This window comes from Caballeronia ptereochthonis (assembly GCF_001545075.1).
GTDB lineage: Bacteria > Pseudomonadota > Gammaproteobacteria > Burkholderiales > Burkholderiaceae > Caballeronia > Caballeronia ptereochthonis.
In genome coordinates, this window is record NZ_FCOB02000012.1 from 41,714 (window position 1) to 59,551 (window position 17,838).

Sequence of the window (17,838 nt, forward strand, 5' to 3'; positions counted from 1 at the left end):
GGGAGATCGAGCGATGACGATGAGAGTCTCGGTAGTGGTGCCGACCTATCGGCGGCCGGCGGATCTGAAGCGATGCCTGAGCGCGCTGCGTGCGCAGACGCGCATGCCCGACGAAGTGCTGGTGATCGCGCGGCCCGAGGACGAAGCGACCGCGCGGCGCCTCGTCATCGAACTCAAGAGCGCGAACCGTTTCGCATTGCGCGTGATCGAGACCGCCGCGGGCGGCCAAGTGGCCGCGCTCAATCGCGGACTGGAGGCGGCAGGGGGCGACATCATCGCGATCACTGACGACGACGCCGCGCCGCATCCCGACTGGATCGAACGCATTGCGCGCGCTTTCGAAGACGACGAGCGGCTCGGGGCGATCGGCGGCCGCGACTGGGTGCACGAGAAAGGCCGCGTGCTCGATGGATCGCGTCGTGAAGTCGGCGTGATTCGTCGCACGGGGCGCGTGGTGGGCAATCATCATCTCGGCGTGGGCCCGGCGCGGCCCGTGCGCATGTTGAAGGGCGCGAACATGAGCTACCGGCGCGCGGCGGTGTCCGCGCTGCGCTTCGATACGCGTCTGCGCGGCGCGGGTGCGCAAGTCCACAACGACATGGCGTTCAGCATGAGCGTGCGGCGCGCGGGATGGAACGTGACGTACGATCCGCTCGTCGCGGTCGATCACTTTCCCGCCGAACGTTTCGACGAAGACAGGCGCGATGCGCAAACGCTCGGCGCGCTGAGCGATGCCGCGTACAACTTCCATCTGATCCTGAGGGAGCAGCTCGAACCTGTCGATCGCGAGATCGTTTGGCTCTCGTATGCGCTGATCGGCACGCGCGCCTATCCAGGCGTGCTCCATGCACTGATCGCGATGCGCGGCGGCGTGCAGCGCGCATGCCAACGCTGGCGCGCGGTACGCAAGGGCGCATTGCAGGCGCGCCGCGAGGCACGCCGCACGCGCGACGCATCGACGCCGACGATTCCCGCCGCGAGGACGCTATGACGAACGTGCACGTGCATCTCTTCTACGGCGCCGATCCTCGGCACTATCGCAAGGGTGACGGCATCGGCTGCCTGTATGGCTATCATCATGCGGAATCGCCGGAGTTCGCATTGTCGTATTCGCGCGATGCCGAAGAGAGCACGCCAATGCGCTTTGTTCGGCGTGCATTGAAGGCTGCACTCGGCTTCGACTTCATTCATACCTGGCGCAATCGCGATGCGATCCTCTCCTGCGATGCGGTGTGGACGCATACGGAGCAGGAATATCTCTCGGCGGCGCTGCTGCTTCTGCTCAAGGGTCGCAAGAAGGGCAGACCGCTCCTGCTTGCGCAATCGATCTGGCTGCTCGACAAATGGGCCGGATATGGCGCATTGCGTCGCTGGATATATCGCAAGCTGATCGCGCGCGCCGATATCCTCACGACGCATTCCAGCGTGAATGCGGCGCTAGTGCGCGAGTACTTCGGCCGCGAAGCGACTCAGGTATTCTATGGTCTCAATACGCAGGATTTCGCGCTGACGGCGCCGAACGAGTGGATGCCGCATGCGCCGTTGCGCATCGGCGCAATCGGCAACGACCGCGATCGCGACTGGACGACGCTCGCCATGGCCTTCCGCAACGACGAACGCTATGACGTGCGCATCGCGACGCGTCGACGCGTGCCGGCTTCGTTGCGCGCGGACAATGTGCGCATCGCGCGCGCGATCGGCCTGAATGCGGCGCGCGAGCTTTACGACTGGGCCGATGTCATCGTCGTGCCCTTGCGCGCGAACACCCATGCATCGGGTTTGACCGTGCTGCTCGAAGCCGTCGCGCTGGGCAAGCCGGTGATCGCGACGGACGTGGGCGGCCTGCGCGATTACTTCGGCACGGGACACGTCTCTTACGTGCCTGAGCACGACTCGGCGGCGCTCCGGCGCGCGCTCGACGAACTGCGCGCGAACCCTTCGCTTGCGCTTGCACGCGCGCAAGCGGCGCTCCGGCATTTCGTCTCGCGTGACTACACCACCCGCGAGTTCGCGCTGCAGCATGTACGGTTGACGCGCGAAGCGCTGGGGCGCGGCCAGGGCGCAAGCGAGGCGACATCCGCCGGCCAGGCGGTGTTCGCATCGCACGAGCTGACGCGATGAACGCCTCCTCCCTGCCCCGCGCGCCGCGCGATCTTGCCGGCCGCATCGGCACGATGCGCCCCGCGCGCAAGGGTCCGCCCGAGTGGACCGCTCAGGCCGTTGTCTGGGGCCTGACCGCGCTGCTCGTGCTCGCGCGCCAGGGCACGGTGCTCACGCTCGCGTTCCCGCTGATGTCGACGCTCGCCGCGCTCTGGCTCTACTTCAAGAGCCCGGCGCGCTATATCGGCTTCATGTGGTGGGTGTGGTTCCTGAGCCCCGAAGTGCGGCGTCTCGCGGACTGGGGCAAAGGCTCCTTCACGCCGACGAGCATGATCCAGATCGCGCCGCTCGTCGTCACGATGATCTGCGGCCTCACGCTGTTGCGCCAATACCGCGTGCTCGCGCAACGGCGCGGCCTGCCGATGCTGCTGATGCTGCTCGGCATCGCGTATGCGTATCTGATCGGCGTGGCGTCGAGCGGACCGATGGCCGCGACCTACGATCTCGCGAACTGGCTGTATCCAGTGCTGATCGGCTTTCATATCATGGTGAACGCGCACGAGTATCCGAAGTATCGCAAGGTGCTGCTCGACACCTTCATCTACGGCCTGCTCATGATGGGCGCATACGGCATCGTGCAGTTCTTCATCATGCCGGCGTGGGATTCGATGTGGATGATCGGCTCGCAAATGGCCTCGCAAGGCGAGCCCGTGCCGCTCGGCGTGCGCGTGTTCAGCACGATGAATTCGTCGGGTCCGTTCGCGCTCGTCGCGATGGCCGGGCTCACGTTCGTCATGGCCGGCACGCAGCGCGCGCGGTGGATCGCTGGCGGTCTCGGATTCGTGTCCTTCGGCCTCTCGCTGGTGCGCTCGGCGTGGGGCGGCTGGATCATCTCTATGGTGCTGCAGCTCATCAAGGCGAGCAATCGCGTGCGTTTGCGCATTTTGCTCGGCGCGATGGTGCTGGTGGGCCTGTCGGTGCCTTTGATGACGATTGGCCCGATTGCCGACCGTCTCGGCACGCGCCTGCAAACCATGACCAACCTGAGCGACGACAGCAGCTACGCGGCACGCAACGAGTTCTACACGACATTCATGGTGACGGCCTTTACCGACGTCACGGGCGAAGGCTTCGGCGCGACGGGCACATCGACGAAGCTCGCGAGCGCGAACGGCGATCTCGGCAAGTACGGCAGCTTCGACAGCGGCGTGATGAACGTGCCGTTCGTGCTCGGCTGGCCGGGCGGCCTTCTGTACATGGCTGGCGTGGGCCTGCTGCTCGTGCGGGCATTGCGCGCTTCGTTTTCGCTTCGCGACGACAAGTTCGCGCAGGCCGCATTGAGCCTTTCCCTTTCGATGATCGGCATTCTGCTCTTCGCCAACACATTCGTGGGCACGGGCGGGTCGCTGTTGTTCACGAGCCTCTTCTCGATCATCGCCGCGCGCCATCACGCGAAGCTCATGCGGCGCAACGCTTTCTTATTCAAAACTCAAGGGCTAGCCAATGAGAATCGCGATCGTCACGCACGTCGTGCGGCATAACGACGGACAAGGGCGCGTCAACTACGAAATCGCGCGCGCGGCGCTGGCCGAGGGGCATGAGGTGATACTCGTCGCATCGCACGTGGCGCCCGAATTGCTGGAGCATGCGCGCCTGCGCTGGGTGCGGGTGATCGCAGGCCGCGCATGGCCGACGCGACTCGTCAGGCAGCAGGTGTTCGCGATCAAGAGCGCACTGTGGTTGCGCACACATCGCGACGAGTACGACGTGCTGCACGCGAACGGCTTCATCACGTGGTCGCGCGCCGATGTGAACACTGCGCATTTCGTTCACGGCGGATGGATGAAGAGCCCGTATTACCCGTTTCGCCTGAGCGGAGGCGCCTGGTCGGCGTATCAGTTGATCTATAGCCGACTGAACGCGTGGCTCGAAGGCTGGGCTTATCGGCGCTCGCGTGTGGTGGCGGCGGTGTCGGAGAAGGTTGCGGAGGAAATTCGCGCGGGCGGCATCGACCGGGAGCGCGTCGAGGTGGTCTATAACGGCGTCGATACGAAGGCGTTCAGTTCGGCTGCGTCCGACCGTACGGCGTTCGACTTGAAGGATGACGCGTTCCTTTTGCTCTTCGTCGGCGACCTGCGCACGCCGCGCAAGAACCTGCAAACCGTGCTGCACGCGCTCGTTTCGCTTCCTGCCGGCGTGCAGCTCGTCGTGGCGGGTTATTTGCCGGGAAGTCCCTATCCGGAACAGGCGCGTGCGCTCGGTATCGCGGACCGCGTGCATTTCCTGGGGCTGGTGAAGGACATGCCGACGCTGATGCATTCCGTCGATGCGTTCGTCTTTCCTTCGCGCTATGAGGCGATGAGCCTTTCGCTGCTCGAGGCGCTTGCCGCGGGCTTGCCGGTCATCACGGCGCGCACGGCGGGTGGCGCGGAGATCATCGGCGAAGAATGCGGCATCGTGCTCGAAGATCCCGACGATGCGACTGCGCTGGCGCATGCGATCGGCCACCTGGCCGCTTCGCCATCGAGGCGCGAACGCATGGGTGACGCGGCGCGCGAACTTGCATCGGGCTTCAATTGGGCGCGCATGGCGCGGCGCTATCTCGACCTTTACCGCAGCTTTGCGTCTCATGAGCGGGACAACGCGGTGACACGGATGAATGCGACTTCGGCGCAAACCCGCGCCTGAACGGCATGTCGGATCATATCGAACAGGGCAGGCATATGAGCACGCAATCCATCAAGTCGCTCCAGATCGGAATGCACTGGTTTCCCGAGCGCGCGGGCGGGCTCGACCGCATGTATTACACGCTCGTCGGTGCGCTGCCGGCCGCGGGTGTCGAAGTACGCGGCGTGGTGGCGGGATCGCCGCGCGTGGCCGTTGACACGGGCGGCGCGATTCGCGGTTTCGGGCCGGCGGCGCAATCGTTGCCGCGTCGCTTGATGAATGCGCGGAGCGCATTGCGCGAAACCTTGCGCGACGAGCGGCCGGATGTCGTGTCGTCGCATTTCGCGCTTTACACGTTTCCGGGTCTGGATGTGACGCGCGGCATTGCGCAGGTCTCGCATTTTCAGGGTCCTTGGGCTGATGAGAGTCATGTCGAGGGCGCCGATTCGCTGGGCCAGCGCGCCAAGTTCATGCTGGAGCGGCGCGTGTATGCGCGTTCGTCGCGTCTGATCGTGTTGTCGGAGGCGTTCGGGCGGATATTGAATGCGCGCTATGGCGTGCCGGAGGAGCGCATTCGAGTCGTTCCGGGTTGCGTGCATGTAGCGCAGTTCGATCTGAAGATGACGCGTTCCGAGGCGCGCAGGAGGCTGCAATTGCCGGTCGGTCGACCGACCGTGCTCGCGGTGAGACGGCTCGTGCGGCGCATGGGACTGGAATCTCTCATCGATGCGATGACGCGCGTCAAGCGGAAGGTGCCTGATGTGCTGCTTCTTGTCGCGGGCAAGGGGCGTCTGGCGGAGGAGTTGCAGGCGCGCATCGATGCGGCGGGTCTGGATGACAATGTGCGTTTGCTCGGTTTCGTGCCTGATGAACAACTTGCTGCGCTTTATCGTGCGGCGGACGTGAGTATCGTGCCGACTGTTGCTCTCGAGGGATTCGGGTTGATCACGGTGGAGTCGCTTGCTTCCGGCACACCGGTGCTGGTGACGCCGGTTGGCGGATTGCCTGAGGCGGTGAGAGGCTTATCGGAGGATCTTGTTCTTGAATCGACCGGCGCGGATGCGATTGCCAATGGCCTGATCGCGGTGTTTGACGGCGCGTTGGACTTGCCGGATGAGGGGGCGTGCAGGCGTTATGCGTGGGAGAATTTTGATCGGTCGGTGATCGCTAGGCGCGTTGCGGCGGTTTATGAGGAGGCTATTCAGGTGGGACCGGGGGGGTGAGGGGTTTGGGGCTTGTTCGTGGTCGTTTGCTTTGGCTTTCGCTTCGGCTTTCGCCGGATCCGCCGAAAGAACAAGCAAAACCCAAGACCAAATCAAACAACAACCCGAGCACTCATACAGTCATACATCCATTCGAGCGTATCCGAAATAGGCGTATGAGGAACCTGCCCGATCACCTTCCGCAGCTTGCGATTCGACCCAACCAACCGAGCGATCTCATTGCGCCGCATGAACCTTGGATCAACGAATACATCAATCTGATACCCCGCAATGCGCGCGAGCATCTGCAGCATCTGCCCGAGCGAATGGCTATGCCCTGAACAGACGTTGAACGTCTCACCCACCGGCGCCGCCTGCAACAACTTCGCATAGATCGCCACCACATCCCTCACATCCGAGAAATCGCGGCTCACATTGAGATTGCCCAGCGATATGCGCGCCTCGCGCCGCGCAAAATGCCCGACGATCTTGGGCAGCACGTAGTCCTCGCTCTGCCCGACGCCCGTATAGTTGAACGGCCTGACGAAGATGATCGGCAAACGGTCCATCCAGAGCCGCGCCGCATGCTCCATCGCGAGCTTGCTCACCGCATAGTCGTTCGCGGGCTGAATCGACACGTCCTCGTCGATCGTCTCCACAGACGCGTTCCCATATACGTTCGCAGTGCTGGCGAGCAGCACGGCCCGCGGCTTCTTGTCGAGCGTCGTCAGGGCGGAAAGCAGATTGCGCGTGCCGACGATGTTGACCATGTACGTCTTTCCAGGCGCGTTCCCCGTGACATGCGCGGCGCCCGCGAGATGCACGACGACATCCGGCCGAGCGTCCGCCACGAAGGACTTGAGCGCATCCGCATCGAGCAGGTCGACCGGAATGCCAACCGCATCGGCGACATCGCCGTCAGGCGAAGGCGTGATCGTGCCCCACACGTCATAGCCCGCAGACGTGAGCTCCACCGCCATGTGGCGGCCCGTGAAGCCAGAAAGGCCTGTGATGAGTGCGCGTCTTGCCATGAGTCGCCTAGAAAGTCGGCTGCAGTTCGTTGCGCTTGAGGTCGGCTTCGACCATCATCTGGCACAGCGCCTCGAGCGTGGTCCTGGGCGTCCAGCCGAGCTTTTCGCGCGCTTTGTCCGCGCTGCCGATCAGCAGGTCCACCTCGGCCGGACGATAGAACTTCGGGTTCACACGCACGAGCGTGCGTCCCGTCGCCACGTCGATGCCGCGCTCGCGCTCGCCTTTGCCCGCCCATTCGAGCTGATATCCGGCAGCACCGAACGCCATGCGCACGAAGTCGCGTACGGTTTCGGTCCGGTTCGTCGCGAGCACGTAGGTATCCGGCTCGCTTGCCTGCAGCATGCGCCACATGCCCTCGACATATTCGGCGGCAAAGCCCCAATCGCGCTTGGCATCGAGATTGCCGAGCTCGAGGAGCTCTTCCTTGCCGAGACGAATCTTCGCAACGGTGTCCGTAATCTTGCGCGTGACGAACTCCCGGCCGCGCAACGGCGATTCGTGATTGAACAGAATGCCGCTGCATCCGAAGATACCGTACGACTCGCGATAATTGATGGTCGTCCAGTGCGCAAAGAGCTTGGCGACGCCGTAAGGGCTGCGCGGATAGAACGGGGTTTCCTCGCTTTGAGGAATGGCTTGCACCTTGCCGAACATCTCGGACGTGGACGCCTGGTAGTAGCGGATCTTCGGATCGATCACCCGGAGCGCTTCCAGCAGATTGAGCGCGCCCAGACCGGTGACGCCTGCCGTCGTCGAAGGCTGATCGAACGACACGCCGACGAAGCTCTGTGCCGCGAGGTTATACAGCTCGCACGCTTCGGCCGTTTCGAGCAGACGAAGATTCGAGCCCAGATCCGTCAGATCGTGCTCGACCAGCCTGAGCTTCGGATGACGTTCGATACCCAGTTCCGCGATACGCCAGAAGTTCACCGAGCTCGTGCGCCGGTAAGTGCCGACCACTTCGTACCCTTTATCGAGCAGCAGCCTGGCGAGATACGCGCCGTCCTGTCCCGATACGCCTGTGATGATCGCTTTGAGCTGCGTGGCCATGGGTTCTACCTCATCGAGATGTCATGAGGCGATTCTAGGGAAAAGAAAACGAAAAAATATCCGTGCGCGATGGGTTCCCGATAGCCGTATTTTTCAAGCGACGACGCGCGATTTGCATGGCGGCCGCAGCGGCATCTCCAGATAAGGCGGCCACTTTGCACCACTAAAGCCCGCGAAATTAATTTTCGTTTTTTTAGCTTTATTTGGCCTCTAACCTCAATGCGTCAAATCGGGCCGTTGAAGCGGCGCTATCGGAGGAGCATTTGCGGCGTACCGTGTCGTTCAGATCGGCTTGCGTTTCTCTTTGCATCGCGTTCGCGCTTGCCGCAGCGCTCGCGGAGGCGGCGCCGGTGCGCGTGCTCGACGCCAAATCGTCCTGGATCGGGAATACGTTCGGTTTCGGCAACGGCACGTGGACGCAGATCAACATCACGGCGATTGCCGTCGCGCCCGATGGACGCGTGTTCACCAATTCGCCCTGGGATGAAAGCGGCGCCGAAGCGAGTGTCTATCGCGACGGACAGATGCTCGGCTACGCCGGCGGCACGCACGGATGGGGCGGCTCGGGCGGCAATGCGGTCGCGGTGAATTCACGTTATGTGTTCGTCTCCGTCGGTGTCGGAAACGAGAAGGGACGGCTCGTCAAGGAAGGCGTGTGGCCGCCTTCGGGCCGGCAATGGATCGGCGTTTCGCGGCGCGATATAGGCGACATGAAACGTCCCGTGCCCTTCGAAGGCGGTCCCGATGGCGCCATCGCCAGAAAGGCGCTGGCGAACGACAAGGACCCGCGCGCGACACTCGCGCGCAGTTTCCTGACGATCAACGACACGCCGAACGATGCGCGTCAGGACGTAGGCGGCCTCGCGGCGAGCGATGCGCTCTTGTATGTGGCGAACACGACGCAGGACCGCATCGAGCGCTACGACGCGCAGTCGATGCAGAAGCAATCGCAATGGAGCGCGCCGCAGCCGGGACGCATCGCGCTTGCGCCCGACGGTTCGTTGTGGGCCATCGTCGAGAGTCTCGGAGAACATCCGCGCATCGTGCATTACGGCGCTTCGGGAGAAGCGTTGAGCGATGCGCCGCGCTTGCAGGCGGACAGCATCGCGGTCGATGTCGCGCTGGACAAGCAGGGGCGTTTGCTGGTGGCGGATAACGGACCACGTCAGCAAGTGCTGTTCTTCACGAAGGAAGGCGGTGCGTATCGCGAGTCCGGTACGTTGGGCGAGCGCGGCGGCATCTTCTCCGGCGTCGCGGGCAAGCCAGGCCCGCGTCGCTTCAACGGGCTGACCGGCGTGGGCGTGGATGCTGCGGGCAACGTGTATGTATCGACCAATGGAATCGGTCCGCATAACGGCCCGATCGGCGCGGGACTCGGCGCGACGCTGGAAAGCTATGCGCCCGGCGGCGCATTGCGCTGGCAGACGCAGGGACTTCTTTTCGTCGACGGCGCGTGGATGGACCCGGGCAGGCCCGATAGCGTGTACACGGGCAACAAGCGTTTCGAACTGGATCTCTCGAAGCCTGCGGGACAGGAATGGAAATACGCGGCCTTCCTGTCGGGACGTTTCAAGTATCCGGATGACCCGGTGTTTCATGTCGATCAATGGCCGGGCTTGCCTGTCGCGCGAAGGCTCGAAGGCCGGACGTTCCTGTATCTGACGGACATGTATGCGGACCACTTGAAGATCTATCGCTTCGATGCAAAGCGCGACGGCGAGCTCGCGATTCCATCGGGCTTCATCGCGGGACGGCCGCGTCCGGTGCAGAACGTGCCGAATCGACCGGAGGGCGGCGAATGGATCTGGCGCGATCTGAACGGCAACGGCCGTTTCGATGCCGGCGAGTTTCAGCGCAATCCAGGCACGGCGCGCATCACGGGCGGATGGGGCTGGTGGGTCGATACGAAGGGTGACATCTGGCGCACGAGCGATGTGAAGGGCATTCATCGCCTGCGCTACGGCGGACTCGACAAGCAGGGCAATCCCGTCTACGACTACGCGAACGTGCAGACGTACCCCGTGCCCGCACCCTTCACCGAGTTGCGCCGCGCCGTCTATGACGCCGCATCGGACACGATGTACATCACCGGCTACACGGCCGAGGAACCCTATGACCGCCGCTTCTGGAAGGAAGTCGGGCGCCGTCTCGTGCGCTACGACCATTGGTCGGGCGATCCGCGGGCGCGCTATTCGATCGACCTGCCCTGGGACACGCAAGCGAAGCCGCTCTCGACGGTCATCGGCGTGACGGTGGAGGGGCAATATGTGTTCGCGGTCGAACCGGTCGGCGATGTGCACGTGTACGACAAGGACTCGGGCAAGGAAGTCGGCGTCATCAAGCCGGGACCGGAAGTCGGCAACGCATCCGGCTGGGTAGACGTGCCTAACGGCGTGAGCGCGCATCGGCGCGGCAATGGCGAGTATCTCGTGTTCGTCGAAGAGGATGCGCGCGGCAAGGTGATGATGTACCGCTGGACCCCCAAGAGTTGAACGCGCGAGGAAAGCCGATGGAAAAGAGCATGGTCAGGAACGTCGCGATCAACTTCATCGGGTTGATCCTGCCGACTTTCGTCTCGCTCGCGACGGTGCCCGCGTATATCCGGCTAGTGGGCGTCGAGCGTTATGGCGTCATCAGCCTCGTATGGACGCTCATCGGCTATTTCAGCATTCTCGATCTCGGCATGAGCATGGCCGCGCAGCATCAGATCGCCCGGGCGCAGGCGGCGGGCAATGTCGAGCAACGCGCGCGCGTATTCTGGAGCGCGGTGTGGCTCAACCTCGCGACCGGCGTGATGGGCGGCCTGGCGATCTACTTCGGCGCGTTCATCTACACCGCGTACGTCGCGCATTCCGCGCCCGCCTTGCAGCAGGAGGTGTATCGCGCGTTGCCGTGGCTCGCACTCGCGATTCCGATTGCCAACGTGTCGTGGGTTTTTGCGGGCGCGATCAACGCAATGGAGCGCTTCGGCGTCTACAACGCGAATCAGACGTTCGGCACATTTCTCTTCCAGTTGCTGCCGCTGGGTGCCGCATGGTTCATCGCGCCGAATCTGCAAACGGTGATCGCGGCGGCTGTGGTTGCGCGTCTGCTCGCGGCGCTGTTGCTCGCGAGAGCCAGCTTCAGGCTGCTTGAAATACACCGTATCGACTGGCCGAAGCGCAACGTCGCGGGCGGACTGTTCCGCTTCGGCGGATGGATGCTTGTCTCGTCGATCACGACGATGCTCACCGATTCGCTCGATCGAGTCCTGCTCGGCGCGCATCTCGGCGCTCGCTTCGTCACGTACTACACGGTGCCGCAGAATCTCGTCACGCGCCTGAACATGCTGCCGAACGCGATGGTGCGCACGCTGTTTCCGCGTCTTTCCGCGATCGATCGTAGCGACGCGAACGGCATGGCGGCGACGTCGCTCGAATTTCTCAACGGCGTGTTCACGCCGCTCGCGCTCTTCGCGATGCTCGTGCTCGAACCCTTCCTGCATGTGTGGATCGGCTCCGATCTTGCGGTCGCGAGCGCGCCGGTGGGCCGCATTCTCGTTATCGCGGTCTGGCTCGTCGGGCAGGCGGGCGTCACGCGCATCCTGATTCAGTCGCAAATCGATCCGGCGGCCGCGGCGCGCGCGGGGCTATTCCAGTTGCCGTTCTTCGTGGCGCTGCTCTGGTTCGGCATCGAACGATTCGGGCCGGTGGGCGCGGCGAGCGTCGTCGCGCTGCGCTCGCTCGCGGACTACGCGGTGCTCTTGTGGATGTCGCGGGTGCGGGCAAGGCCCATTGCGCTCGACATGTTCGCGCATCTCGCGTTTCTGATTGCCGGTATCGCGCTCGGCGACATGATCGATGCAACGGCCCACCCCTTTTACGCGATCGCGACAGCGTTGCTGCTTGCGCTTGCCAACGCAGGATGGTCCGTGCTGACGCGTCCCGTTCTGCGCTCGCTGGTTCGCACCTTCGCGCAAAAGCTCGGATCACGCATCCCTTCACCTCAGAAAGCGAGGAGTGACGCATGAAAATGGAATTCGAAGACGCGTTCATCGGACGCGCAAAGTCGCGTCACTTCCTGCATGAGAATGCGCCAATCATGGCGCCGGCGCCGCGGCGCGAGCGCAGCGTGCCGCTCGAGAACGGCATGCCGCGCGTCGCGATCGTGCACGACTGGCTCGTCACGTACGCGGGCGCGGAGCGCGTGCTGGAACAGATCATCGCGTGCTTTCCGGATGCGGATATCTTCAGTGTCGTCGATTTTCTCGAAGATCGCTCGTTCCTGCACGGCAAGCGCGCGACGACGTCCTTCATCCAGAAGCTGCCATTCGCGAAGAAGCGCTATCGCGCGTATCTGCCGCTCATGCCGCTCGCGATCGAGCAGCTCGATCTTTCCGGCTACGATCTCGTGATCTCCAGCAGCCACGCGGTGGCCAAAGGCGTGCTGACCGGGCCCGATCAGGTCCACGTGAGCTATGTGCATTCGCCAATACGCTACGCCTGGGACTTGCAGCATCAGTATCTGCAGCAGTCGAATCTGACAGCGGGCATGAAGTCGCTCCTTGCGCGGCTCATTCTGCATTACATGCGCAACTGGGACATCCGCACGTCGAATTCGGTGAATCATTTCATCGCCAATTCGGACTTCATTGCGCGGCGCATTCACAAGGTGTACCGGCGCACCTCGAAGGTGATCTTTCCGCCGGTCGATGTCGCGTCGTTCGAGCTTTGCGAACAGAAGGAAGACTTCTACCTGACCGCGTCGCGCATGGTGCCGTACAAGAAGATCGATGTCGTCGTCGAAGCGTTCGCGCGCATGCCCGGGCGCAAGCTCGTCGTGATCGGCGACGGTCCCGACATGGCGAAGATTCGCGCGAAGGCGACGCCGAACGTCGAGATCATGGGTTATCAGCCGTTCGCCGTGCTGCACGAGAAGATGCGCCGCGCGAAGGCATTCGTGTTCGCAGCCGAGGAAGACTTCGGGATATCCGTCGTCGAGGCGCAAGCGTGCGGGACGCCGGTCATCGCGTATGGCAAGGGCGGTGTGCTCGAAACGGTGCTCGACGAGTCGCATCCGCAACCGACCGGCATGTTCTTCCCGATGCAGACGCCGGATGCGATCGTCGATGCCGTCGATGCGTTCGAGCGCGACGGCATCGCGTTCCGTCCCGCCGATTGCCGCAGGAACGCGGAGCGCTTCTCGAATGCGCGCTTTCGCGAGGAATTGCGCGCACATGTGGCCCAGATCGTGCCGCAGTTCGTGCTGCCGCCGTTGCCCGTCGATGAAAAGCCGGCCGCGCCGGCCATGACCGAGCCGCCGGGCGATTTGCGCGTGCTTGCGGTCGATCAGAGCGGCGCGCTCGGCGGCGCGGAACTGTCGATGCTCGAAGTCGTGAAGAACATGCGGGGCAACGTGCAGACCGTGCTCTTCGACGATGGCCCGTTCCGCATCGCTCTGGAAGCGGTCGGCGTGAAGGTCGACGTGCTCGATGGCAAGTCGCTCGGCAATGTGCGCAAGGACGGCGGAACACGTCCGGGCGTAAACATGCTGGGCGGCGCGCTCAGGCTCCTGCGCGGCACGCTCGAGAAATCGCGCGATGCGGACGTCATCTACGTGAACACGCAGCGCGCGATGGTGATCGGCGCGATCGCCGGTCTCATTTCGCGCAGGCCGGTCGTGTGGCATCTGCGCGATATCGTCAGCGAGGAACATTTCGGCCGTACGCAGCTCGCGATCATCAAGTGGTGCACCAAGCTGATGCTCGAGCATGTGATCGCGAACTCGACGGCATCGGCGGCGGCGGTGACCGCACTCACGCGCTTGCGCGAGGAGCGGCTCGACGTCGTGTTCAATGGCATCTCGGCGGAGCCATTCACGGATCTCGAAGCGGTCGCGCAGCACCAGTTGCGCGCGCGCTTCGGCTTGCCACCGGATGCGTTTCTGGTCGGCAGCTTCAGCCGCCTCGCGCGCTGGAAGGGGCAGCATGTGTTGCTGGAGGCGCTGCTCGAATGTCCGGAGATGCATGCTGTGCTCGTCGGCGCGGCGCTCTTCGGCGAAGGCGATTACGAGGCGGAGTTGCGTACATTCGTGAAGGAACACGCGCTCGCGGATCGCGTGCATTTTCTGGGCTTTCAGGACGATATCGCCGCGTGCATGAAGGCCGTCGATGTGGTCACGCATACGTCGATCATGCCGGAGCCTTTCGGGCGCGTCATCATCGAAGGCATGTTGTCGAAACGGCCTGTCGTGGCGACGCGTGCGGGCGGCGTGATGGATATCGTCGAAGACGGGGAGAACGGCATTCTCTGTTCCCCCGGCGACGCCGCCGAGCTGGCGCGCGTTCTCGAAAGGCTCAAGAGCAATGCGCCCTTGCGCGAGCGGCTCGTCGAGCAGGGCTATGTCAATGCGACGAGCCGGTTTGGCACGCAGCGGTATGTCGAGAGCGTGGAGAAGATCCTGGCCGATGTGGCGGAACGGACGCGCAAACGAGGGTGAACGTCGACGGGCTCAGGCACTGCGCAGGGAGTGCTTGAGCGCCGCGGACCACATCATCGCAGGCCGTTCAACGACGAAATGGAACGCAAGAGCGACGCCCACGGCAACGGCCGTAAAGGCGAACGTGGCCCAGATATCGGTCTGCAGCGCGGACCTGAAGAAGATCGATCCAAGCAGCACGAAGATCGGCAGATGCACGACATAGAGCGAGAAGCTGAATTCGCCGAGGGAAGACAATCCGCGCGCCGCGAGCGTCTCGCGCATGGGCTTGTCGAGCGCGCCGAACAAATACACCGCGAATGCCACGGCCCATAGCTGAAACGCCGCATATTGGGCGAGGCTGAACGCGCCGCATCCTGCAAGCGCGATCGCGCCTGCGACGAACCCCGTTCGGGACCGAGCCCTGACCCCGAGCGCCTTTGCTTCCGCAATCCAGGCCCCCGACGTCCAGGCGAACCAATAGGACGTGAACACGACGATGTGCTGCCGCTCGAACGCCAACGCCGACGCGAGATTCACGAGGCCGACGAAGATCAATACGCCGCGCATCCCGATGCGCCGCCGCAATGCGATCAGCAACGGATAGACGAGATAGAACTGCACCTCGATGGAAAGCGTCCAGAGCGCGCCATTCGAGCCGAACGTCTTTCCCGCGATTCCTTGCAGGGAAAGTAGATTGACGAGAAACGCATGCAGGTCGAACGGATTGATCTTGCGACTCACGGGCAAGAAGGTCTCGCTCAGGGAATCGAGCGCGAACGTCAATAACAAGGCGGCGATCAACACCGGATAGATTCGTGCGAATCTTCGCAGCAGGAAATTCACGCTATCGAACCGCGCTGAAGGATCGGCAATCAGCCTGCGCGCCATCGCGCGATGGATGCAATACCCGCTGATGACGAAGAAGATCGGTACACCAGCCGATCCCCACGCAATGGGAAACGTCAAATAGCTGATGACGGTATTTGCATCCCAGGCATGCGCCGTTCGATGAAACTGCTGCATGCCGATCCACGTGACCTGGCGGCAATGAAAATAGGCGACGAGCAAGGCGGCGATTCCGCGCCATGCGTTGATTGCCATATCTTTGTCATCGAGAAGGGCGCTCGTTTGACGCGCGGCGGACGCCGCGAATACGGAGGAGTCGCTCATGGAGATCGCTCGGGCCCGCGAAGGAAATTCAGAGCATCTTAGATGCAGCCGCTAGTGCAAGCCTAACTAAAAAATTCCCGATCTCGCCACGCATTATTTATCCATTTTTTTCTGCTACGTTTGATTCTCATCTAACGCCGAATGGATGCCGATCATGGATATGCATGCAATAGCGGGCGTGGCCGTCCTGCTCGTTCTCGTGGCCGCCTCGGCATATCGCGACGCGCTTCGCAACGACCCTTTGAGCCCGCTGCGCAGGCCCGGCTCGAATCGCGCTTCGACGACTCAGGTGGAAGAAGCGGACTAAGCAAAGCGTCGAATGAAACCGGCCGCCAGTGCCGGAATGCAAAAAGCGGGGACATTTCAATTACCGGTTTCGATCTGGAGGGAGGAGTCATGCTCAAGGTGACCAAGGCGGTGTTTCCAGTCGCGGGTCTCGGCACACGCTTTTTACCGGCGACCAAGGCGAGCCCGAAGGAAATGCTGCCGGTGGTCGACAAGCCGCTCATTCAATACGCGGTCGAAGAGGCCATCGCTGCGGGCATCACGGAGATGATCTTCGTTACCGGCCGCGGCAAGCGCGCGATCGAGGATCATTTCGACAAGTCATACGAGCTCGAGGCGGAACTCGAAGCGCGCAACAAGGCGGCATTGCTCGAAGCGGTGCGCAGCATCAAGCCCGCGAATGTCGATTGCTTTTACGTGCGTCAGCCGGCCGCGCTCGGTCTCGGGCATGCCGTGTTGTGCGCGGAACGCCTCGTCGGAGAGCAGCCGTTCGCCGTCATTCTCGCCGATGACCTGCTGCACGGCGCGCAGCCCGTGATGAGGCAACTCGTCGAGGTATTCGATCACTATCACAGCTCGGTGATTGGCGTGGAGCGCATCGCGCGCGAGGACAGCGCGTCGTATGGCGTGATCGAAGGGCGCGAATGGGAAGAGGATGTCATCAAGATGTCGGGCATCGTCGAGAAGCCGCAGCCCGCGCTCGCGCCTTCGAATCTCGGCGTCGTCGGGCGGTACGTGCTGATGCCGAGCATCTTCGAGCACTTGCGCAATACGCGGCCGAACGTCGGCGGAGAGATTCAATTGACCGATGCCATCGGCTCGCTTCTGGCCGTCGAGCAAGTGCTGGCCTATCGGTATTACGGCACGCGCTTCGACTGCGGCAGCAAGCTCGGCTATCTCAAGGCGACGATTCAATTCGCGTTGCAGCATCCCGAAGTACGCGAGGACTTCGAGGAATACCTGCGCGCGGAAGTATGGGCGCTCATGCCGGAGCTCATAGGCGCGGAAAGAACGCAATCGGAGCAGTTGTCGAATACGATGCAAGTAGGATGAGGCTTAGAGAGAATCAAGGGCGCGCCGCGACACAAGCGCCTTTCTGTAAAGTTGAGTCATATCCGCGTCGCTCTCGTCAACTTCGAGGCGATGCGGACGTTGTGAGCGAGCCGATCCGGATGCGTCGGCATTTCATGGAGAGGCTCGCTCATGCAGGACAATGGATTCATCACGCAATGGCACGCCGTCGGAGTCGTCGTCATCGCCGCTTCGGGCGCCTGCGCGGCGGACGTGCATGCGCAGGCAGCGGAGGATGCCGGGAACGCGCCCGACACCGCTTCCACCGCGCAATCGCCAGGCGCTTACGAGGGCAATTCCCTGAGCGGCGAGCCGTTCGACTATCGTGACGCCCGGACGAACGAGACCGCGGAGATCGGGCGGGCGTCTTATTACAGCGCGAAGTTTCAGGGACGTCGCACCGCCAGCGGCGAGCCCTATGACATGCACGCGCTCACCGCGGCGCATCGGACGTTGCCGCTCGGCTCGTACGTGCGGGTCAGCAATCTGTCGAAAACCAAGTCGGTCGTCGTGCGCATCAACGACCGTGGCCCGTACACAAAGGGCCGCGCGATCGATCTGTCGTACGCGGCGGCGAGCGAACTCGGTCTGCTGAAGGCGGGCAGCGCGGACGTGATCGTCGAACCGGTCGGGCAGCGTCTTGCCCAGGCGAGCGCCACGACGCCGCCGAAGCGCATCATGGTGCGCATCGCGCATCATCCACGTCCCCATGCCAGACTTGCCTGCCGCAAAGCCGGTCATTCACGCGGACGGATACAATGCGGCGGCGCGCGGTCATCGCGCGCCTAGCCGAAGGTTTCCG

14 protein-coding genes are annotated in these 17,838 nt (G+C 63.1%); 11 read left to right on the forward strand and 3 right to left on the reverse strand.

All coding sequences use genetic code 11. The annotated features are described in order from the left end of the window. The first annotated feature begins 19 nt into the window (after window positions 1–19). The 5 genes from AWB83_RS14360 to AWB83_RS14380 are packed head-to-tail and all read left to right on the forward strand — an operon-like array spanning window position 20 to window position 5,990. A complete protein-coding gene (locus AWB83_RS14360; RefSeq protein WP_087046349.1) occupies window positions 20–991 on the forward strand; it encodes a glycosyltransferase family 2 protein in 972 nt (323 codons plus the stop codon). Continuing rightward, window positions 988–2,121, forward strand: coding sequence for a glycosyltransferase (locus AWB83_RS14365; protein ID WP_087046237.1), 1,134 nt, complete (start codon window positions 988–990; stop codon window positions 2,119–2,121). The genes AWB83_RS14360 and AWB83_RS14365 overlap by 4 nt, the downstream gene beginning before the upstream one ends. Next, entirely contained in the window at window positions 2,118–3,641 is a 1,524-nt protein-coding gene (locus AWB83_RS14370) for a glucose-6-phosphate isomerase (RefSeq protein WP_087046238.1), read from the forward strand. The genes AWB83_RS14365 and AWB83_RS14370 overlap by 4 nt, the downstream gene beginning before the upstream one ends. Next, window positions 3,604–4,788, forward strand: coding sequence for a glycosyltransferase family 4 protein (locus tag AWB83_RS14375; RefSeq protein WP_087046239.1), 1,185 nt, complete (start codon window positions 3,604–3,606; stop codon window positions 4,786–4,788). The genes AWB83_RS14370 and AWB83_RS14375 overlap by 38 nt, the downstream gene beginning before the upstream one ends. A 35-nt stretch (window positions 4,789–4,823) precedes the next feature. Then, window positions 4,824–5,990 carry a glycosyltransferase family 4 protein gene (locus tag AWB83_RS14380; RefSeq protein WP_087046350.1) on the forward strand — a complete coding sequence of 389 codons (1,167 nt, stop codon included), beginning with the start codon at window positions 4,824–4,826 and terminating at the stop codon, window positions 5,988–5,990. Window positions 5,991–6,082: 92 nt separating this feature from the next. Here AWB83_RS14380 and AWB83_RS14385 read toward each other — a convergent pair whose 3' ends face one another. Both AWB83_RS14385 and gmd read right to left on the reverse strand, forming a co-directional pair. After that, window positions 6,083–7,000, reverse strand: coding sequence for a GDP-mannose 4,6-dehydratase (locus tag AWB83_RS14385; RefSeq protein WP_087046240.1), 918 nt, complete (start codon window positions 6,998–7,000; stop codon window positions 6,083–6,085). A 7-nt stretch (window positions 7,001–7,007) separates the two neighbouring features. Then, a complete protein-coding gene (gene gmd / locus AWB83_RS14390) occupies window positions 7,008–8,051 on the reverse strand; it encodes a GDP-mannose 4,6-dehydratase (protein WP_087046241.1) in 1,044 nt (347 codons plus the stop codon). 275 nt (window positions 8,052–8,326) lie between these two features. Here gmd and AWB83_RS14395 point away from each other — a divergent pair, with 275 nt between their 5' ends. The 3 genes from AWB83_RS14395 to AWB83_RS14405 are packed head-to-tail and all read left to right on the forward strand — an operon-like array spanning window position 8,327 to window position 14,528. Further along, window positions 8,327–10,543 carry an NHL repeat-containing protein gene (locus AWB83_RS14395; protein ID WP_244197731.1) on the forward strand — a complete coding sequence of 739 codons (2,217 nt, stop codon included), beginning with the start codon at window positions 8,327–8,329 and terminating at the stop codon, window positions 10,541–10,543. Between the two features lie 17 nt (window positions 10,544–10,560). Further along, a complete protein-coding gene (locus AWB83_RS14400; RefSeq protein WP_087046243.1) occupies window positions 10,561–12,060 on the forward strand; it encodes an oligosaccharide flippase family protein in 1,500 nt (499 codons plus the stop codon). Continuing rightward, window positions 12,057–14,528 carry a glycosyltransferase family 4 protein gene (locus AWB83_RS14405; RefSeq protein WP_096059371.1) on the forward strand — a complete coding sequence of 824 codons (2,472 nt, stop codon included), beginning with the start codon at window positions 12,057–12,059 and terminating at the stop codon, window positions 14,526–14,528. Before AWB83_RS14400 ends, AWB83_RS14405 begins: the two co-directional genes overlap by 4 nt. 12 nt (window positions 14,529–14,540) lie before the next feature. Here the strand turns inward: AWB83_RS14405 and AWB83_RS14410 are convergent, their stop codons facing one another. Continuing rightward, window positions 14,541–15,680 (reverse strand): acyltransferase family protein, encoded by a 1,140-nt coding sequence (locus AWB83_RS14410; protein ID WP_087046245.1) that lies wholly within the window; start codon window positions 15,678–15,680, stop codon window positions 14,541–14,543. 154 nt (window positions 15,681–15,834) lie between these two features. On the opposite strand from AWB83_RS14410, the gene AWB83_RS36800 reads away from it, so the two are divergent. The 3 genes from AWB83_RS36800 (at window position 15,835) to AWB83_RS14420 (ending at window position 17,825) form a co-directional block, all read left to right on the forward strand. Beyond that, entirely contained in the window at window positions 15,835–15,987 is a 153-nt protein-coding gene (locus AWB83_RS36800; RefSeq protein WP_167389114.1) for a hypothetical protein, read from the forward strand. A gap of 89 nt (window positions 15,988–16,076) precedes the next feature. Next, a complete protein-coding gene (galU, locus tag AWB83_RS14415) occupies window positions 16,077–17,018 on the forward strand; it encodes a UTP--glucose-1-phosphate uridylyltransferase GalU (RefSeq protein WP_087046246.1) in 942 nt (313 codons plus the stop codon). 150 nt (window positions 17,019–17,168) lie between these two features. Further along, window positions 17,169–17,825: a septal ring lytic transglycosylase RlpA family protein gene (locus AWB83_RS14420; RefSeq protein WP_087046247.1), complete on the forward strand. Its 657-nt coding sequence runs from the start codon at window positions 17,169–17,171 to the stop codon at window positions 17,823–17,825. Window positions 17,826–17,838 lie beyond the last annotated feature (13 nt).

Coding starts and splice junctions, on each gene's coding strand:
- AWB83_RS36800 (WP_167389114.1), top strand. CDS start 15,835: ATGGATATGCATGCAATAGCGGGCGTGGCCGTCCTGCTCGTTCTCGTG.
- galU (WP_087046246.1), top strand. CDS start 16,077: ATGCTCAAGGTGACCAAGGCGGTGTTTCCAGTCGCGGGTCTCGGCACA.
- AWB83_RS14370 (WP_087046238.1), top strand. CDS start 2,118: ATGAACGCCTCCTCCCTGCCCCGCGCGCCGCGCGATCTTGCCGGCCGC.
- AWB83_RS14420 (WP_087046247.1), top strand. CDS start 17,169: ATGCAGGACAATGGATTCATCACGCAATGGCACGCCGTCGGAGTCGTC.
- AWB83_RS14400 (WP_087046243.1), top strand. CDS start 10,561: ATGGAAAAGAGCATGGTCAGGAACGTCGCGATCAACTTCATCGGGTTG.
- AWB83_RS14375 (WP_087046239.1), top strand. CDS start 3,604: ATGAGAATCGCGATCGTCACGCACGTCGTGCGGCATAACGACGGACAA.
- AWB83_RS14385 (WP_087046240.1), bottom strand. CDS start 7,000: ATGGCAAGACGCGCACTCATCACAGGCCTTTCTGGCTTCACGGGCCGC.
- AWB83_RS14360 (WP_087046349.1), top strand. CDS start 20: ATGAGAGTCTCGGTAGTGGTGCCGACCTATCGGCGGCCGGCGGATCTG.
- AWB83_RS14405 (WP_096059371.1), top strand. CDS start 12,057: ATGAAAATGGAATTCGAAGACGCGTTCATCGGACGCGCAAAGTCGCGT.
- gmd (WP_087046241.1), bottom strand. CDS start 8,051: ATGGCCACGCAGCTCAAAGCGATCATCACAGGCGTATCGGGACAGGAC.
- AWB83_RS14365 (WP_087046237.1), top strand. CDS start 988: ATGACGAACGTGCACGTGCATCTCTTCTACGGCGCCGATCCTCGGCAC.
- AWB83_RS14380 (WP_087046350.1), top strand. CDS start 4,824: ATGAGCACGCAATCCATCAAGTCGCTCCAGATCGGAATGCACTGGTTT.
- AWB83_RS14410 (WP_087046245.1), bottom strand. CDS start 15,680: ATGAGCGACTCCTCCGTATTCGCGGCGTCCGCCGCGCGTCAAACGAGC.